The 18,750-nt window shown below is 34.5% G+C and carries 14 protein-coding genes, 1 riboswitch and 1 other annotated feature; of the genes, 1 reads left to right on the top strand and 13 read right to left on the bottom strand.

From position 1 onward, the window contains the following. Nucleotides 1-3 precede the first annotated feature (3 nt). The 6 genes from LPC11_RS00070 to hutH form a co-directional block, all read right to left on the bottom strand. Nucleotides 4-942: a YybS family protein gene (locus LPC11_RS00070; protein WP_231307389.1), complete on the bottom strand. Its 939-nt coding sequence runs from the start codon at nt 940-942 to the stop codon at nt 4-6. Nucleotides 943-1,079: 137 nt separating this feature from the next. Further along, nucleotides 1,080-2,045: a homoserine O-acetyltransferase MetX gene (gene metX / locus LPC11_RS00065; protein ID WP_023374450.1), complete on the bottom strand. Its 966-nt coding sequence runs from the start codon at nt 2,043-2,045 to the stop codon at nt 1,080-1,082. Between the two features lie 65 nt (nt 2,046-2,110). After that, nucleotides 2,111-2,216: riboswitch (SAM riboswitch) on the bottom strand. A gap of 102 nt (nt 2,217-2,318) precedes the next feature. Continuing rightward, complete coding sequence (locus tag LPC11_RS00060) at nt 2,319-2,648, bottom strand: AzlD domain-containing protein (protein WP_023374451.1); 330 nt, start codon at nt 2,646-2,648, stop codon at nt 2,319-2,321. Continuing rightward, nucleotides 2,645-3,337 carry an AzlC family ABC transporter permease gene (locus LPC11_RS00055; RefSeq protein WP_023374452.1) on the bottom strand — a complete coding sequence of 231 codons (693 nt, stop codon included), beginning with the start codon at nt 3,335-3,337 and terminating at the stop codon, nt 2,645-2,647. Before LPC11_RS00055 ends, LPC11_RS00060 begins: the two co-directional genes overlap by 4 nt. 328 nt (nt 3,338-3,665) lie before the next feature. After that, nucleotides 3,666-4,952, bottom strand: a complete 1,287-nt coding sequence (serS, locus tag LPC11_RS00050) for a serine--tRNA ligase (RefSeq protein WP_104681492.1) — start codon at nt 4,950-4,952, stop codon at nt 3,666-3,668. Nucleotides 4,953-5,037: 85 nt separating this feature from the next. Continuing rightward, nucleotides 5,038-5,253 (bottom strand) — a binding site (T-box leader). A gap of 83 nt (nt 5,254-5,336) precedes the next feature. Next, nucleotides 5,337-6,836, bottom strand: a complete 1,500-nt coding sequence (gene hutH, locus LPC11_RS00045; RefSeq protein WP_231307295.1) for a histidine ammonia-lyase — start codon at nt 6,834-6,836, stop codon at nt 5,337-5,339. Between the two features lie 333 nt (nt 6,837-7,169). Here hutH and LPC11_RS00040 point away from each other — a divergent pair, with 333 nt between their 5' ends. Continuing rightward, a complete protein-coding gene (locus LPC11_RS00040; protein WP_023374455.1) occupies nt 7,170-7,982 on the top strand; it encodes an NAD(P)H-hydrate dehydratase in 813 nt (270 codons plus the stop codon). Between the two features lie 131 nt (nt 7,983-8,113). Here the strand turns inward: LPC11_RS00040 and LPC11_RS00035 are convergent, their stop codons facing one another. The 7 genes from LPC11_RS00035 to dnaA all read right to left on the bottom strand — a co-directional run bounded on the left by LPC11_RS00035 (nt 8,114) and on the right by dnaA (nt 18,750). Next, on the bottom strand, nt 8,114-9,433 hold the full coding sequence (locus tag LPC11_RS00035; protein ID WP_148519196.1) for an ISL3 family transposase: 1,320 nt from the start codon (nt 9,431-9,433) through the stop codon (nt 8,114-8,116). 150 nt (nt 9,434-9,583) lie between these two features. Beyond that, nucleotides 9,584-12,262, bottom strand: a complete 2,679-nt coding sequence (gene gyrA, locus LPC11_RS00030; RefSeq protein ID WP_231307294.1) for a DNA gyrase subunit A — start codon at nt 12,260-12,262, stop codon at nt 9,584-9,586. A 36-nt stretch (nt 12,263-12,298) separates the two neighbouring features. Then, complete coding sequence (gene gyrB, locus LPC11_RS00025) at nt 12,299-14,233, bottom strand: DNA topoisomerase (ATP-hydrolyzing) subunit B (RefSeq protein ID WP_023374457.1); 1,935 nt, start codon at nt 14,231-14,233, stop codon at nt 12,299-12,301. Nucleotides 14,234-14,242: 9 nt separating this feature from the next. Continuing rightward, entirely contained in the window at nt 14,243-15,358 is a 1,116-nt protein-coding gene (gene recF / locus LPC11_RS00020) for a DNA replication/repair protein RecF (RefSeq protein WP_049416583.1), read from the bottom strand. Next, the gene (gene yaaA / locus LPC11_RS00015) at nt 15,355-15,600 is read right to left on the bottom strand and encodes a S4 domain-containing protein YaaA (RefSeq protein ID WP_015364547.1); all 246 of its coding nucleotides are present in this window, start codon (nt 15,598-15,600) and stop codon (nt 15,355-15,357) included. The genes recF and yaaA overlap by 4 nt, the downstream gene beginning before the upstream one ends. 330 nt (nt 15,601-15,930) lie before the next feature. Then, nucleotides 15,931-17,064: a DNA polymerase III subunit beta gene (gene dnaN, locus LPC11_RS00010; protein WP_002451549.1), complete on the bottom strand. Its 1,134-nt coding sequence runs from the start codon at nt 17,062-17,064 to the stop codon at nt 15,931-15,933. Between the two features lie 321 nt (nt 17,065-17,385). Further along, on the bottom strand, nt 17,386-18,750 hold the full coding sequence (gene dnaA, locus LPC11_RS00005; RefSeq protein WP_023374460.1) for a chromosomal replication initiator protein DnaA: 1,365 nt from the start codon (nt 18,748-18,750) through the stop codon (nt 17,386-17,388).

Raw genomic sequence — 18,750 nt, 5'->3', positions numbered from 1 at the left:
TCATCACTTTTTATTATTATTGTTCATTAGTTGTTTTAAATTGATACATAAATCGATGACACCTAATAACCCTACAATGTGAGTCATTGGCGTTAATAATGTTCCTATAACCATTAATATGATAGTTACTACATTCGGTAGTCGCTTCGCTTTTCCGAAGAAATGTATCACGCTCATCCCTTGAATGTACATCACTAATGATAACACAACTTCAAAGTTTAATACGATACTCTGGAACGTACTTGGTTGGGTCGCAAACATGACACAAATTAAATCAATAATATAGATTGTTAATAGCGTACGATTCATTTGCCAAGCGAAAAGCGGTTTGAATATTGGCGTAGCTACTTTCAATTTGCGCAAGATTGGAAATGTTATGATCAGATTAATTAAAACGAAAAGAAAAACGATAATAATGAGATAACTAGGGAGTTGGACCGTCATTTGGCGGATACTTTCTTCAAGCATCTGTCTGTAATCAGCATCTGCTCCACTTGTTAATAACATGTTATGAACGGTTTCTTTAACAGGGTTAACTAATGCGGCTGCTCTTGGGATTTTTTCAAATACTTGTAATAACATGAATCCTATCAATGTCATTAAACTTAGAGATACCGTTGTTACATATAAAATTCTTTCTTTTGTTGCTCTTTCCTTAAGTAATTGTCCAATGATTAAACTCGTTAAAATCACTAAAACCATCATACTTAAGACGAATGTATTACCTAATAATGTTGTAATTATAACTGTTACTAAGGCACTAATTCCAAATGACTGAATAGATTTGTTCCATAATACGACACCTGGGATTGTTGCAAATAAACATAAAATTAAGCCGAGAATAGGTAATACATGTGTTACTAAAGCGACTATCACTAATGCTAATGTACCTATAATAGTTGCTTTAGGTTGTATTTTTGAAAACACACACGCCACTCCCATACTTTTTTTGACTATAATTACCATTTTAACCTCTTTGAAAAAAATAAACAATAAAGTACTACTGGTATTTATGTCGGTCAATTCCAGCAGTATTTTAGAGAGAAATACAACTTATTTTATGATTATAAAAATAGTCATTATCGTCGAATATGTTTCGCATTTAAAAAGTGATATAAATTGGGTGCCCAATCTTCAAAATTTAGTAAGAAACCATCGTGTCCCACGTTATCTGGTACAAAAAAGTGTCGATGATATTTAAAGCGTTGTCCTACCGCTAACACTTGATCATCTGGATATAACAAATCATCTATGAATCCCATCGTTAATACCTTTGTGTCTAATGATTTAAACACCTCATCAACATCATCTCTGCCTCTATCAATATTATGACTATCTAAGACGTCCAGCAGGGTTAAATAACATGATAAATCAAAGGATTCTTTGAACTTGTTCCCTTGATGTTGTTGATAACTAACTACCTCTTCAGGTGTGAAGCGTTGATCATAACTTTTAGAAGATCGATAGGTTAAAAATCCTAATTGTCGGGCAATACTTAAACCTTCTTTACCTCCGATATGAATCGCTTGTCTAGCAATTTCGTTAAAGGCACAACTGTACGATGAGGTTTTATCTGTAGCAGCAAGTATAACCGCTTTATCTACTTGGAATCGTCGATTATAAAGTAATTCTAGTGCTTGCATACCACCTAAACTACCACCGATTAAAATATCTATTTTATTAAATCCTAGTGCTTCTATCCCCTTCTCCAGTGCGCGTACGATATCTCTTAATGTTAAATGATCTGGAAAATGTGGATCATTATGCTTTGAACTGGAACCAAATGGACTCCCTATCACGTTGAATGTTAAAAATTGATAATCATTGATAGGCATATAACCACCATCAATAATTTCACGCCACCAACCTGGATGTTCATCTGTACCATATGTAAGATGATTACCAGTTAATGCATGGCAAACTAATGCTAATGGTTGTCCAGGATAACCTACATGTTCATATGTTAATTTTAAGTTTCGTATCGTTTCTCCAGACTCTGTCGTAAATTGGCCTAATTCTAATGTATCAACTGTATAATTCGACATATATGAATCCATCCTCCTTTAAATAAAAAAGCTTCTTACTCTATGAAAAGTAAGAAGCGGTTCAGTACTTATCATCCGAGTGCTCGTTGGTTTTAGCACCGTACTCGTATTCTTTATAGCCGGTTGCTGAAGCGTCTATGGGCCAAGTCCCTCAACTTCTCTGAATAAGATTTTATGATTAAGTTTTGAATAAATATATTAATTATCTAAATTTTCTAACTACTTAAATTTTAACTAACTCCTTTACGAAATTCAATATGTAGACCTTGATTTCTATAGAAAGAATCTCAAGGCAGCGATAAATGCAATACCGCCTAAAATGGTCCAAGTTAGACTTCTCGTATATATAGCTAATAATACAGTTGGTATTAATGCAATAATGAATGGCACATTGAGTGTATAGCCTACGCTACCCTCATGTTGTTGAATGATACCGTCCAAGACAAGTGCTGTAAAAAGCGTGATAGGAATAAAGGACAACCATTGAATAATAACATCTGGTAAATTCACTCGTGAAATCATCATAAATGGAATCACTCTAACTAAAATCGTAACAATACCACATAGAATAATAATGATTAACATATGTTGATCTGTCATCATCTGTCCATCACCACCCCTAATGTAGATGCGACAACTGCAGATATTATAATTGCTACATATGAAGGCATAACAAAGCTTAACGATAACATCATCACAATGACGCATAGAATCAGCACAAGATAGATGTTGATCTTAGACTTTTTAACAGATTCAAATTGAGCAATACCTAAAAATACAAACATAGCTGTAATCGCAAAATCTAATCCTAACATCTCTGGATTCGAAATATATTTGCCGAATATAGCACCAACTACACAAGAAAAGGTCCAAAACAAATATGCTGTGATGTTTAAACCATGCAACCAACGATCGTTAATTGGCTCACCTTTTAAATAAGGCGTAATGGCTACACCAAATGTTTCATCGGTTACTAAAGAACCAAGTCCAATTCGATTCCATAAACCATAAGACTTAAAGTTGGGAGCTAACGTCATACTTAATAAAAACATACGTGAATTAACAATAAATGTTGTTAACACTATCGCTGTTATCGGTGTTCCAGCCATGACTAACGCACATATAATAAATTGCGCTGCACCGGCATAAATAATTAAACAAAGTAATATAATTTCTAATAAACTAAATTTTTGAGATGCAGCAACAATGCCAAATGAAATACCAACACCTGCATATCCTAATAGTGTTGGAATACATTCTTTAACACCCTGTCTAAATGTGAGATGGGTCATTTTGTCTCCCCTTTCTAATACCAAATGAATATACGTTTAAATAATAAACTCAAGTCTAATATACAATGAAGAAAACGGCAATCACTTTAGACATCGGTATGTGTGACGTTAGACAAACCTCAGTTTTAAAACGCTGTCATCACAACAGTTTAAATATGACAGAATTTTCTATAAATAATTAGACTTACCTCTTAATTTCTCATATAAACCGTGCTCTCTTCAAACTCCCCTACCCTCTTATTTTTGATTATTGGCATAAAAAATACGCGGCAATGATGGCTCTTCATTACCGCGCATTGTATAGCTAGTCATTCGCTAACAATCTAAATTATTTAGTTGGCTTTTGAATATGAGTTTTACCACCCATGAATGGTACTAAGGCTTCAGGGATAGTTACAGTACCATCTTCATTTTGGTAGTTCTCAACGATTGCTGCGAATGTACGACCTACAGCTAAACCACTACCGTTTAACGTATGCGCTAATTCAGGTTTAGCTGCATTATCACGTTTGAAACGGATATTGGCACGTCGTGCTTGGAAATCAGTACAGTTTGAACAAGAACTGATTTCTTTGTAGTCGTTATAACTTGGTAACCATACTTCTAAGTCGTATGTTTTACTAGCACTGAAACCAATGTCTCCAGTACATAAGATAACACGACGATATGGTAATCCTAATTCTTCTAAGATTGCTTCAGCGTTTGTAGTCATTTCTTCTAAAGCATCCCAAGAATCTTCAGGTTTTTCAAAGCGTACCATTTCAACTTTGTCGAATTGGTGTAAACGAATTAAACCTCTTGTATCTCTACCAGCTGAACCCGCTTCACTACGGAAACATGCAGATTGTCCAGTGAATTTTTCAGGTAAAACACCTGGTTGGATGATTTCGTCACGATAGAAGTTTGTTAAAGGTACTTCAGCAGTTGGAATTGTATATAGTCCTTCTTTTTCTACTTTAAATAAATCTTCTTCGAATTTAGGTAATTGACCAGTACCATACATTGTATCAGCGTTAACTAATTGAGGTACCATCATTTCAGTGTAACCATGTTGTGTTGTATGTTTAGTGATCATGTAGTTCATTAATGCACGTTCTAATTGTGCACCGTCTCTTGTTAGATAAACGAAACGTGCGCCAGAAATTTTAGCGGCACGATCGAAGTCAGCCATTTTTAGATCTTCTACAATATCCCAGTGTGCTTTCGCTTCGAAATCAAACTCACGTGGTGTACCCCATTTTTTAACTTCGATATTTTCTTCATCTGAAGCACCTTGTGGTACATCATCATTGATAAGGTTTGGAATACGACATAGAATATCAGACATTTTATTATCAATTTCATTTAATTGTGTATCATATTCTTTAATGTCATCCCCTAATTGACGCATTTCAGCGATAACATCATCAGCATTTTCTTTATTACGTTTTTTCTGAGCGATTTCTTCACTAACTTTGTTACGTTTAGCCTTCATCTCTTCTGTCTTGCTTATTAATGTACGACGCTTTTCATCTAATGCTAATACCTCATCGACTACTTTAGGGTCGTCTCCTCTTAATTCAATTTTGCTCTTAACTTTGTCTGGCTCTGTTCTAAAAAGTTTAATATCTAACATGAAACCTTCATCCTTTCCCATTAAAAAATATATATTTTAGCATGCCAACTATGTATATAAAAGCATACAAAAAGACCACGCCCCAACAAGGGACGTGGTCTACGCGTTGCCACCCTATTTAACAAACAAAGCAAACATCTCAATGAAATGTTACTTCATTTGCACTTAACTAAAATAACGGTTATTCGCCGATTGCTCACTAAATGTAGGTAGATTCACATTAAAGTGGATTACTTGTTCTCACTAACCACAAGCTCTCTGAAATCCATCAATAATACTACTTGGCCTACGAACAATGTTTTATTAACTTACACACAATATAGCAAAGTTTTTTGTAATTTTCAAGTTATTTTAAAATTCAATCATTTTCATTTTATGAATGTCTTAATGATATGCACTATCCTTTAAGTACTGTGCTACGGCTTCTATGTCTTTATGGAATTGTCTATCTTGTTTGATAGATGGCACAATGTTTCTAAATTCGTCATATTTGTCTCGTGTTTTAGGTGAGAGTTGATTGACCCCTTTTAATTCAACTGCTTGTAACGCAATAATACATTCAATCGCTATCACTCGTCGTGCATTTTCAATCATTTGATAACCATGTCTTGAAGCAATCGTTCCCATAGACACATGATCTTCTTGGTTAGCTGAAGATGGTATAGAATCTACACTCGCTGGATGTGCAAGTGTTTTATTCTCAGAAACTAGGCTCGCAGCTGCATATTGCATAATCATCGCGCCACTTTGTAAACCAGGTTCTGGACTTAAGAATGCAGGTAGACCGTTATTCAATTGCGGATTCACTAGTCGTTCCACACGTCGTTCTGAAACATTCGCTAATTCACTGACACCTAATTTCAAATGATCAAGCGCAAAGGCGATAGGTTGTCCATGGAAGTTACCACCAGATATGACTGTTGTTTCACCGTCTTCATCAAAGATAAGCGGATTATCATTTGAAGCATTCATTTCAAACTCTAACTTTTCTTTTACGTAGTTAAACACTTGATAACTTGCGCCATGAATTTGTGGAATACAACGTAAAGAATAAGCATCTTGAACACGAATCTCAGCTTGTCTTGTTGTTAACTTCGAGTCTACTAACCAATGACGCATACGTGCCGCGACATCTACTTGTTCTTGACTATTTCTAACTGCATGTACTCTATGATCATATGCATCAACAATACCATTTAACGCTTGATGTGTGAGCGCCGCAATCCACTCTGCTTGGTAACCTAAGTCTTCCGCTTCAATATAATTAATGACCCCTTGTGCAGTCATAGCCTGTGTGCCATTAATTAGTGCTAATCCTTCTTTAGCTTGTAGATGTAATGGTGCTCTTCCTAATTCATTTAAGACATAACGACTATCAACTTCTTCATTTTTAAAATAAACAAGCCCTTCACCAATAAGTGCTAAAGCTAAATGAGATAATGGTGCCAAATCACCTGATGCACCGAGTGAACCTTGTTGAGGAATCACAGGTATAATACGCTCATTGATGAAATATTTGAGCTGGTCGACCAATTCTAACGTTACCCCTGAATTTCCTTTTAATAATGTATTAAGTCGTAAAATCATCATCACGAGTGATACTTCTTCAGAAAATGGTTCGCCCATCCCACAAGCGTGTGAACGTATTAAATTAACTTGTAAGTCATTATACTGAGTCGAATCAATACGCACATCACTAAATAAACCAAATCCTGTGGTAATCCCATAAATGGTTTCTTTATCATTAATGATTCGTTCTACTACGCTTCTACTTTTTTTAACTCTTTCTAATGCTTCCTCTGTGATTTCAATTTTTAAATCTTGGTGTAATAATTGTTTAATATCTTCAATCGTTAAAGCATCTCCATTTAAAAATAAAGTCATAGAAACAGCTCCCCTTTATGTAGAATTAAAACTTCCATTATCAAAAAGTATACGTTTTCATTTTTATATAAACAATACCTTTTACAATTTTTATAATACATTAACAATTTAATTATTTAATACGCTAAAATATTGTCATTGTTATACTTGGTATATATATCGTTACATTTCTTAAATTCCTATTGACGAAAGTGTATTACAGGTATAGTATTTTTTATTGTATTTAAAAGCACACACATCGTTGTGACTTATATTCAATATCAAATGAATCAATGAACATAAACCGGTTTGTATAATAGAAATAGATAATCCGGTAAAAGGAGGTTTAGGTAGATGGAAACTTTAGATACTATTAATATTCCTAAAAGAAAAGAAGAGTCTCATAAAGGTGATTACGGTAAAATCCTATTAATTGGTGGATCTGCTAATTTAGGTGGTGCAATCATGTTAGCAGCACGTGCATGTGTATTTAGTGGTAGTGGTTTAATCACTGTAGCAACACACCCAACTAATCATGCTGCATTACATTCTCGATGCCCGGAAGCAATGGTTATCGATATTAACGATACAAAGATGCTTACTAAAATGATTGAAATGACAGACAGTATCTTAATTGGACCTGGACTTGGTGTAGACTTTAAAGGAAATAATGCCATTACTTTCCTATTACAAAACATCCAACCTCATCAGAATTTAATAGTAGACGGTGATGCTATTACTATTTTTAGTAAACTTAAACCTCAACTACCTTCATGTCGAGTAATTTTTACGCCACATCAAAAAGAGTGGGAACGTTTAAGTGGTATTCCAATTGAAGAACAAACTTATGAGCGTAATCGTGAAGCGGTTGATCGTATTGGCGCGACAGTTGTTCTAAAAAAACATGGTACTGAGATTTACTTTAGAAATGATGATTATAAACTATCTATCGGTAGCCCAGCTATGGCAACTGGTGGTATGGGAGATACTTTAGCAGGAATGATTACTAGCTTTGTAGGCCAATTTGACAGTATTAAAGAAGCGGTGATGAGCGCCACATATACGCATAGTTATATCGGAGAAAAGCTTTCTGAAACGATGTATGTCGTACCACCATCACGTTTAATCAATGAAATTCCATACGCAATGAAACAATTAGAAGAATAGCATTTATAGGGGATATGGTCATATTTAACACTTGCCATATCCTTTTTATTACATAAAATAAGACTCCCCGATGATAGGGGAGTCTTATTTTTTGGTTCTATGTCAACGTCGGTTGGTAATGGAATTAAGTACTAAGCAACTCTATTCAGTTGCTTAGTACTTTTTTTATATTCACTTACAAATATCCTAGAAATAATCAATATTCGATTTCTAAAATTATAAAAATTTCTATAACCATAAGAGACTCGCTTAATAAGCTTAATTTTATTATTTATTCCCTCAATAGGGCCATTTGTTAGATGTGGATATCGAATTGTATTTGTAATATAGGGTAAATATTTTATCAACGTATTAATTACTCGTTTTAAACCTTTGGATAGATCATGTTTTTTCGAAGTATATAAACTATAGGTTAATTGTTTAATGTTATTAGATTTTAAGGCGTCTGAAATTAAATGACCCATTTCATACGTTGCTTTAAGTTGACCATCTAAACTTAATAAATATTGGACAAGGCTATACTGACTCTGCCATGTAGTAAAAAGCCTAAATTGATGATAATGCATTCGGTTCAAATCGTGTGGTGTCTTAAGTAACAGCTTCCAATACCGCTTTAATTTATTATAATTCGGCCTATCCTTTCTTCGAAATTCATTCATAACTTTAATCCGAGTTCGATTGATTTCGCGAGTTATTGCTTGAACAATGTGGAAACGATCAATGATAATTTTTGCTTCTGGAAACAGTGATTCAATAAGCGAAATATATGGAACATACATATCAATAGATATACTCTTAACATTTTTACGTTGTTTTCTAGAGAACCTTAAAAAATATTCTTTGAGTTTAAATTGGCGACGATCTGGTAAGATATCGATGATATCGTGCGTGATACTATCACAATAAATAAAACTCATTGCGCCATCCACATCTTTTGTAGATTTGAATTCATCAAAAGATAAATGTTTCGGCAACTCGCTATTAGGAGTTGTTTTAACAGAAGAACTGACTTCCTTTAAATATCGATGTACAGTGGAAGGTGAAATAAACAAGCTATTAGCTACGTCTTTTTCAGAACTTACTTTGGCTAATTTCTTCATCATCATTAGTTTAACATCTTTGGAAATTCTACAACGTGGCTCAATATAAGGTGTTTGAGCCGTAAATGTTTGACCACATTCCTTACAATAAAAACGTTGCTTTTTTAACTGTAGGTACGCAGGTCGTTCAAGAATTAAACCCATATATACTTTAGTTTCTCGAAATCCGTGTTTAATGATTAAGTGATTATCGTTTTTAATACCACAACATTCACATCCCATAGGGATGTACGTCAAAATCCCTTTGTATAGTAAACATCGAACGTTTTTATGAACATACAAGCCAAGTTTTTGAGTGATTTTTAAGTTTTCTACTTCAATTCCAATGATTTCTGATATATCATTACACATAGGCACAATATCTCTCCTTACTTATTTGTTTAGCCACTTATAATTATAGAGATATTTGTGCTTTTTTGTGTCTAAAAGATAAAACGGCTAGTGAATTTTATTCACCAACCGTTAAAAATATACAACCTATTTTTTACTTTATATTATTGCTTATTCATCTTCATTATTGTCTGAATCGTTTTCGATATCTTCATTTACACGATCCATAAAGTCTTGTCTTACATCGATACGTTCATCGCCATCTTGATTATCTTCTGAATCTTGTTCTTCGTCAGTAACTTCAGTTTGAATCGCTTTGCCTGGTGCGCCACCTTCAATAACTTCTTCGTTATTAGACTCACCTTGAGCGTTATCACTTTCATTTTCTGATTCTGTTTCATCAGCGTCATCTTCTTGTTTTACTTTAGCTACTGTTGAAACAAATTGGTCATCACCTAAACGCATAAGTCGAACACCTTGTGCAGAACGGCCATTTTGTGAAATATCATGCACATCTAGACGTATAATCACACCTGCATTCGTTACTACCATTAAGTCTTCTTCACCTGTAACAGTTGTAATACATACGATGTTACCATTACGTTCTGTAATTGTTGCCGTCTTAATACCTTTACCGCCACGATTTGATAATCGATAATCAGCAATTGGTGTACGTTTACCGTAACCATTTTCAGTAACAACTAATACTTCATCTTCACTATTCGCATGTGCGACGTCTAAACCGACTACTTCATCACCTTCACGTAATGTGATACCTTTCACACCTGCTGCTGTACGACCAAGTGGACGTAATGCTTTTTCAGAGAATCTAATTAATGAAGCATGGGCAGTACCAATAAGGATATCCTCTTCACCATCGGTTAGTCTAACTGCAATTAACTCATCATCTTCTTTAAAGTTAATCGCAATTTTACCGTTCTTATTAATACGAGAGAAGTTACTTAATGATGATCGTTTAACGATACCTTTACGTGTTGCAAATACTAGGTAATCGTCTTCACTTTCAAGGTCTTTAACAGCAATCATTGTGCTAATACTTTCATCATTTTCAAGTTCAATCGCATTAACAATTGGAATACCTTTGGATTGACGAGATAATTCTGGTACTTCGTAACCTTTAAGTTTGTATACGCGACCTTTATTCGTAAAGAATAAGACATTGTCGTGAGTACTTAAAGTAACTAATTGACTCACAAAGTCTTCTTCTAATGTATTCATACCTTGTACACCACGACCACCACGGTTTTGGGCACGATATGTAGATACAGGAAGACGTTTAATATAATTGTTATGACTTAATGTAATTACAATTTGTTCTTCTGGGATTAAATCTTCATCTTCTAAATCATCTAATCCGCCAAGTTGAATTTCTGTACGACGTTCGTCACCATAACGTTCTTTAATTTCTGTTAATTCGTCACGAACTAATTGTAGTAATACTTCTTCATCCGCTAAAATCGCTTCTAATTCATCGATATAAGCTAATAATTCGTTATATTCTGATTCAATTTTGTCTCTTTCTAAACCAGTTAAACGTCTTAAACGCATATCTAAGATAGCTTGTGCTTGTCTTTCAGATAATTTGAAGCGTTCTTGTAAGCTTTCCATTGCCACTTTATCTGTTTCAGATTCACGAATTGTACTAATAATTTCATCAATATGATCAAGTGCAATTCTTAAACCTTCTAAGATATGGGCACGGTCTTTTGCTTTTCTTAAATTGTACTCTGTACGTCTACGTACAACCGTTTTTTGGTGTTCTAAGTAATGGACTAATGCTTCTTTAAGATTAATCAACTTAGGTCTGCCATTAACTAAGGCAATCATATTTACACCAAATGATGTTTGTAACGGTGTTTGTTTATATAAGTTATTTAAGATAACGCTTGCGTTAGCATCCTTACGGATATCAATAACAACTCTTACACCTGTACGTAAACTTGTTTCATCACGTAAGTCAGTAATACCATCAATTTTTTTATCACGTACAAGTTCAGCAATTTTTTCAATCATTCGTGCCTTGTTAACTTGGAATGGAATTTCTGTAACAACAATACGTTGACGTCCGCCACCACGTTCTTCAATTTCAGCACGTGAGCGCATTTGTACAGAACCTCTACCTGTTTCATAAGCACGTCTAATACCACTTTTACCTAGGATAAGACCAGCAGTTGGAAAATCTGGACCTTGAATATCTTCCATTAATTCACTGATTGAGATGTCTGGCTTCTTACTTAAACTAAGTACGCCATCAATCACCTCTGTCAAATTATGAGGTGGTATATTAGTCGCCATACCTACGGCGATACCTGCCGCACCATTAACTAATAAGTTAGGGAAACGTGCAGGTAAGACTGACGGCTCTCTTTCATTACCATCATAGTTATCAATAAAGTCAATTGTATCTTTATTGATATCACGTAGTAATTCTAGCGTGATTTTAGTCATACGTGCTTCGGTATAACGCATAGCAGCTGCGCCATCTCCATCCATGGAACCAAAGTTACCTTGTCCATCTACAAGTGGATAACGATAACTGAATTCTTGTGCCATTCTTACCATAGCCTCGTAAATAGATGAGTCACCATGTGGGTGATATTTACCCATAACATCCCCAACAATACGTGCGGATTTTTTATATGGCTTGTCTGGAGTCATACCTTGTTCATTTAATCCGTAAAGTATACGACGATGTACTGGTTTTAATCCATCTCTGACGTCTGGTAATGCACGAGAAACGATAACACTCATTGCATAGTCTAGGAATGATTCGCGCATTTCATTGGTTATATTTCGTTCATTAATTCTTGATTGAGGTAATTCAGCCATCAAGAGATCCTCCTTCAAAAGTTCAGTTCATAGTGCTTAGAAATCTAGGTTGGCATAGACTGCGTTATCTTCAATAAATTGTCTACGGTTTTCAACAATGTCACCCATTAACATTTCAAATGTTTGGTCGGCATCAATTGCATCTTCTAACGTTACTTGTAACATTGAACGATGTTCTGGATTCATCGTAGTTTCCCATAATTGGTCGGCATTCATTTCACCAAGACCTTTATAACGGGCAATAGACCATTTAGGTGTTGGATTTAATTCTGCTTTTAATTTATCTAATTCTCTATCGTTGAAAACGTAATATTTTTGTTTACCTTGCGTTAATTTGTATAACGGTGGTTGTGCAATATAAACGTATCCCGCTTCGATTAGCGGTCTCATGAAACGATAGAAGAATGTTAATAATAGTGTTCTGATATGGGCACCATCAACATCGGCATCTGTCATAATTACAATTTTATGATAACGTGCTTTACTAATATCAAATTCTCCACCGATACCCGTACCAAACGCTGTAATCATAGAACGAATTTCATTGTTATTTAAAATACGATCTAGACGTGCTTTTTCAACATTAAGAATCTTACCTCTCAATGGTAAAATCGCCTGTGTGCTTGAGTCACGGCCTGATTTAGTAGACCCACCGGCAGAGTCCCCTTCGACTAAGAAAATTTCACTTTCTTCAGGGTTTTTACTAGAGCAGTCAGCAAGTTTACCAGGTAAACTTGAAATCTCTAATGCTGATTTACGACGTGTCACTTCACGTGCTTTCTTTGCAGCAACACGTGCACGAGATGCCATAATACCTTTTTCAACAATAATTCTACCAACACTAGGGTTTTCATATAAGAAACGTTCAAAGTGCTCAGAGAATAATTTATCTACAACTTGTCGCACTTCAGAGTTTCCTAATTTCGTTTTCGTTTGACCTTCGAATTGAGGATCACCATGTTTGATAGAAATAATAGCTGTTAAACCTTCACGTGTGTCTTCACCTGAAAGTCTATCTTTATCTTCTTTGATAATTTTACTGTTCATACCATAACTATTTAACACACGTGTTAACGCACGTTTAAAGCCATCTTCATGGGTACCGCCTTCGTACGTGTGGATATTGTTGGCATATGTTAATAAATTCGTTGAATAGCCTTTATTATATTGGATCGCAATTTCAACTTCGATATCATCTTTAGATTGGTGAATGTAGATAGGTTCGCCATGGATAGGTTCCTTATTTTCATTCAACATTTCTACATAAGACTTAATCCCACCCTCATAGTGATATGAGTCTTGTCTGATATCGTCTTCGTCTCGCTCATCAGTTAAAGTGATTTGAATACCTTTGTTCAAGAATGCTAACTCACGAATACGTTGTTGCAATGTTTCATAGTTATAAACTGTTGTTTCAGTAAAGATACTACTATCCGCTTTAAAACGAATTGCTGTACCTGTTTTATCTGTGCTACCAATTTCTTTTAAATCAAATTGAGGTACACCTTTTTTATAGGCTTGGTGATAAATCGTATCGTTACGGTGTACGTATACTTCTAAATCCTCTGATAGGGCATTAACAACGGATGAACCTACACCATGTAGACCACCTGATACTTTGTATCCGCCACCACCGAATTTACCTCCGGCATGAAGTACAGTTAAAATAACCTCAACTGCTGGACGTCCCATTTTTTCTTGAATATCTACTGGGATACCACGACCATTGTCAGTAACTTTAATCCAATTATCTTTTTCAATTGTTACGTTAATTTCGTCAGCATAACCTGCTAATGCTTCGTCAATACTATTATCAACAATTTCCCATACTAAATGGTGCAAACCTCTTTCTGAAGTTGAACCGATATACATACCAGGTCGTTTACGGACCGCTTCTAGTCCTTCTAATACTTGTATCTGCCCAGCACCATAATTATCTGTGTTGTTTACATCTGACAATGTATTCACCATCGCTTTCTGTTACTTTATAATTTCACCTTGATTTATACGGTATAACTTAGCATTATTCATGATTTCATGATCAATACCGTCTACGGATGTCGTAGTTACAAATGTCTGTACTTTATGTTGAATTGTACTCAATAAGTGCGTTTGACGTGAGTCATCTAATTCACTCAACACATCATCTAGTAATAAAATTGGATATTCTCCAACTTCTATATTCATTAGTTCAATTTCAGCTAACTTAATTGACAATGCGGTTGTTCTCTGTTGACCTTGTGAACCATAAGTTTGCGCATCCATGCCGTTAACATTAAAACCTAAGTCGTCACGATGTGGTCCAAAGAGACACACACCACGGTCTTTCTCTCTTTGAAGATTGTCATTAAGTAATGTCAGAATCTCTTCTAACATTTCTGATTCCGTTTGGTCCTGATGACTTAATTTCAAACTTGGTAAATATTTAAGCGCCAATTGTTCACGTTCATTCGTAATACCTGCATGAATGGGTTGAGCTAATTGTTCTAGTTCTTTAATAAAATGTTCACGACGCAACGTCACCTTTAACGCATATTCAGCAAATTGTTGATTTAAGACTTCCAGCATAGTTGTGTCAGTCTTATTACCAATTTGTAGTTGCTTTAGGTAGTTGTTCTTTTGTTTTAAAATACGTTGATATTGAGAAAGGTCGTTTAAATAGACAGCTGATATTTGTCCTAATTCCATGTCTATAAAACGACGGCGTATTAGAGGTGATCCTTTGACGATATTCAAATCTTCCGGCGCAAAAAGAACCACATTTAGATGCCCTATATATTGTGTTAGTCTACTTTGCTCTAAGTGGTTGACCTTCACTTGCTTACCTCTTTTAGTAATGAACATCGTCAGTGGCATTGTGCCATGTCTATAATTTAGCTCACCTTCTATTTTAGCATACTCAGAATCAAAACGTATGAGTTCCTTGTCATTAGAAGTTCTGTGGCTTTTTGCCAAAGCTAAAGTGTAAATTGATTCAAGGAGATTCGTCTTTCCTTGTGCATTCTCGCCTATGAGAATATTCACTTCAGGATGACAATCGATTGTAACCTGTTCATAGTTACGATAGTTTTCCAATTGGAGTGTATTTAGTTTCATTGTTCACCTTGGTGAATGATTAAAAAAGCACCCGTATCTTCAGGTAATTCAGGTATATCAATTCGATCATGATGTTCTAATTTTTTGCCACGTCTAACTTCACGTTGACCATTAATTAAAACCTCGAAATCTTGTAGGAACCATTTCGCTTGGCCACCTGATTCAATAATACCTTCTGTTTTCAGAAATTGACCTAAAGTAATGTCACCTTCTACAACAACTTCTTGAATCAAATTCATCACTCCATTTCTTTTTATGTCATTAATATATTATACCTGTTTTGCGCTCAAATTTCATGTGAAACAAAGAATGTAAACGTTTACTTATTGTGATAATGTCTCTATTTTAAATTTATTGGTTATTTCAATTACTTTTTTAGTTATGTATTAACGTCATTTTAATTTTAAAGGGCATATTAGCTCATTTTTCTATAAATCGATAAATTCCTCCTAAAAATATTTTCTTACGCTTACACAAAGGCTCACACACTTTAAAATGAACTTTAAATAAAAAATAGCCGAGACATTTAATCGTGTCTCAGCTATTATTCATTTTCGCTTTTTAAGTATTGATTAGTAAGTACGGATTGGCAAGATCAATTGAGTGACTGAATCATCGTCTTTAGGTTTTAAGATGAATGGTTTCATCGTACCGAAGAATTCGACTTCGACTTCGTCATTATCAATCGCTTTTAATGCATCCATCATATATTTTGAGTTGAACGAAATTTTAAGATTGCCACCTTCTACATCAGTTGCTGTTACTTCTTCTTTTACAGTACCAATTTCTGGAGACGTTGATGATAGTTCAACAACTTCATTACCAGTGCTTAATTTGATGACATTATTACCGCCTTCTCTAGCTAATAATGATGCACGATCAATTGCATGGTAAAACTCACCATTGTTAATTCCTAACTTGATTTCATAGTTTTCAGGGAATAAACGCGTTGTATCTGGATAATGACCTTCTAATAAACGAGAAATGAAATTAACATGACCTACTCTAAATAATACTTGGTTAGATGCGAAGAAAATATCAATATCTTCATCACTATCGCTCATAATTTTATTTAATTCAGATAAGGCTTTACCAGGAATGATGACATTTTTATTTTCAGATGTATCTTCTAATTTTAACTTTCTTACAGCCAAGCGGTGTGAGTCAGTTGCTGTGCATATTAATTCATTATCTTGTATAAGCCAGTTGACACCAGTTAATACTGGGCGTGTTTCTGAGGTGGACACTGCAAAATTAGTTTGTGCAATGATGTTTTTTAATACTTTTACAGATAATTGAATGGCGTCATCTCTTGATACTTCTGGTAATAGTGGATATTGATCTGGATCTAAACCACTTAAGTTGAATTCAGAATGGCCAGATGTAATGAGTGTTTGGAATTGTTCATTAGTAGACAATTTAACATCTTTACCTGGTAATTTTTTAATAATATCTACGAAGAAACGACCAGGAAGTACAACTGATCCTGTTTCTGAGATATCAACAATATCTTCACCATCTATTTGTTTTGGTATTGAGATTTCAATTGAGATTTCAGAATCTGATCCAGTTAAAATGACTTCATTTTCTTTAGCGTCAATTTTAATACCAGTAAGAATTGGTAAAGTTGTTCTTGGTGAAATAGCTTTTAATGTATCGTTTAGTTGATTAATAAAGTAATCTCTTTTAATAGTGAATTCCATCATTAAAATTTAAACTCCTTCCAGTCGTTTATATATAATTATATAGGTTTTAAATTCATAGTAATAGTAGTAGGGCCTGTGAATTAGTGGATAAGTGACAATAAGTCTGATATAGCAAAGTTATACACATGTGGATAAAGTGTGTATACTGTGTACACCTTTTCAACATTATCCACAATCCACAACTTGATTATCTTTTTTAGAATCATACAACGACAACAAAATGACATATGTTTTCCGATGTAATTATTCCCTTTTATAATCAAATTTAATCTTCAATTCGAACTGTACTATAACAGCTCAAGTGTTCAAATTATTTCCCAACTATTGGTTTCTGATTTCTTTTTCTAAATTTTCCACTTCTTGTTTAAATGTAGGATCTGCTTTTATATCATTTACAATTTTTTCGTGAGCATGAATGACGGTTGTATGATCACGCCCGCCAAACTCTTCACCAATTTTAGGTAATGAAAAATCTGTAAGTTCACGTGAAAGATACATCGCTATTTGTCGTGGATAGGCAATAGATTTTGTACGCTTTTTGGCACTAAAGTCCTCTATGCGAACGTTATAGTATTGTCCAACGACTTTTTGTATATCTTGAATGGTAATCTTTTTAGATTTAGGTGCTTGAATAATATCTTTTAAAGCTTCCGCAGCTAATTCAGTCGTGATAGGTTTACCTTGTAATTGTGAATATGCTAGTAAACGTGTTAAAGCACCTTCAAGTTCACGAATATTGGATTGAATTTGATTAGCAATGTAGTTTAAAGATTCCATTGGTATATCTAAATTCTCTTCTTCAATCTTTTTCTGTAAAATAGCCATTCTTGTTTCATAATCTGGTGGTGTAATATCCACAATTAAGCCCCATTCAAAGCGAGAACGAAGTCGATCTGACAATTTTGAGATCTCTTTTGGTGGACGGTCACTAGAAATAACAATTTGTTTATTATTGTTATGCAGTTCATTGAATGTATGGAAGAATTCCTCTTGTGTTTGCTCCTTATTTTGAATGAACTGTATATCATCGATTAGTAAAACGTCGATATTACGGTATTTCTCTCTAAAAGCATCACCTTGGTTATCACGAATTGACTTAATAAATTCGTTTGTAAACTTTTCACTAGATGTATAAATCACATTAGCATTAGGATTGTTACTCAAAACATGATGTCCAATGGCATGCATGAGATGGGTTTTTCCTAATCCAACTCCACCATAAATGAATAATGGATTATATGCTTCGGCTGGTGCTTCTGCTACTGCTAAACTCGCAGCATGTGGAAAACGGTTGCCTGGTCCGATTACAAATGTGTCAAATGTATTGTGTGTATTAAATTGTTCAATACCACCCGGATTATCGACATTCTGATGTTGATTAGTTTCTTGAGCTGTTGGTTCTTCAGGTTGTTTTTGATCGGTGTTCATATATTTTGACAGTTCTTCTTCAGTTATAAAACGAGGTTCGACTTCATAACCGATCACTTCATATATGATGCTTTGCATAATCTCACTATATTTTTGATTGAGCCAATTCGCATTGAAAGATTCACTGACTAATACGATGGCTTTATCATTTTGGAGTGAATAGAGTTGCGTATCTTTTACGAAAGTATCAAAACTAATTTTTGAAATTCGTTCTTTGGCGAGGTCTAATACTTTTTCCCAAATTTCTTTTTCAGACAT

The sequence above is a fragment of the Staphylococcus sp. HL28 genome (assembly GCF_021117155.1).
Classification (GTDB): domain Bacteria; phylum Bacillota; class Bacilli; order Staphylococcales; family Staphylococcaceae; genus Staphylococcus; species Staphylococcus warneri.
This window is presented reverse-complemented; position numbering and strand designations above follow the sequence as displayed.

What these genes read in the sequence shown, in the direction of transcription:
- LPC11_RS00070 (WP_231307389.1), bottom strand. Translation starts at nt 942, where the DNA reads ATGGGAGTGGCGTGTGTGTTTTCAAAAATACAACCTAAAGCAACTATT.
- gyrA (WP_231307294.1), bottom strand. Translation starts at nt 12,262, where the DNA reads ATGGCTGAATTACCTCAATCAAGAATTAATGAACGAAATATAACCAAT.
- metX (WP_023374450.1), bottom strand. Translation starts at nt 2,045, where the DNA reads ATGTCGAATTATACAGTTGATACATTAGAATTAGGCCAATTTACGACA.
- LPC11_RS00040 (WP_023374455.1), top strand. Translation starts at nt 7,170, where the DNA reads ATGGAAACTTTAGATACTATTAATATTCCTAAAAGAAAAGAAGAGTCT.
- serS (WP_104681492.1), bottom strand. Translation starts at nt 4,952, where the DNA reads ATGTTAGATATTAAACTTTTTAGAACAGAGCCAGACAAAGTTAAGAGC.
- LPC11_RS00035 (WP_148519196.1), bottom strand. Translation starts at nt 9,433, where the DNA reads ATGTGTAATGATATATCAGAAATCATTGGAATTGAAGTAGAAAACTTA.
- hutH (WP_231307295.1), bottom strand. Translation starts at nt 6,836, where the DNA reads ATGACTTTATTTTTAAATGGAGATGCTTTAACGATTGAAGATATTAAA.
- gyrB (WP_023374457.1), bottom strand. Translation starts at nt 14,233, where the DNA reads ATGGTGAATACATTGTCAGATGTAAACAACACAGATAATTATGGTGCT.
- dnaN (WP_002451549.1), bottom strand. Translation starts at nt 17,064, where the DNA reads ATGATGGAATTCACTATTAAAAGAGATTACTTTATTAATCAACTAAAC.
- LPC11_RS00060 (WP_023374451.1), bottom strand. Translation starts at nt 2,648, where the DNA reads ATGATGACAGATCAACATATGTTAATCATTATTATTCTATGTGGTATT.
- LPC11_RS00055 (WP_023374452.1), bottom strand. Translation starts at nt 3,337, where the DNA reads ATGACCCATCTCACATTTAGACAGGGTGTTAAAGAATGTATTCCAACA.
- dnaA (WP_023374460.1), bottom strand. Translation starts at nt 18,750, where the DNA reads ATGTCTGAAAAAGAAATTTGGGAAAAAGTATTAGACCTCGCCAAAGAA.
- recF (WP_049416583.1), bottom strand. Translation starts at nt 15,358, where the DNA reads ATGAAACTAAATACACTCCAATTGGAAAACTATCGTAACTATGAACAG.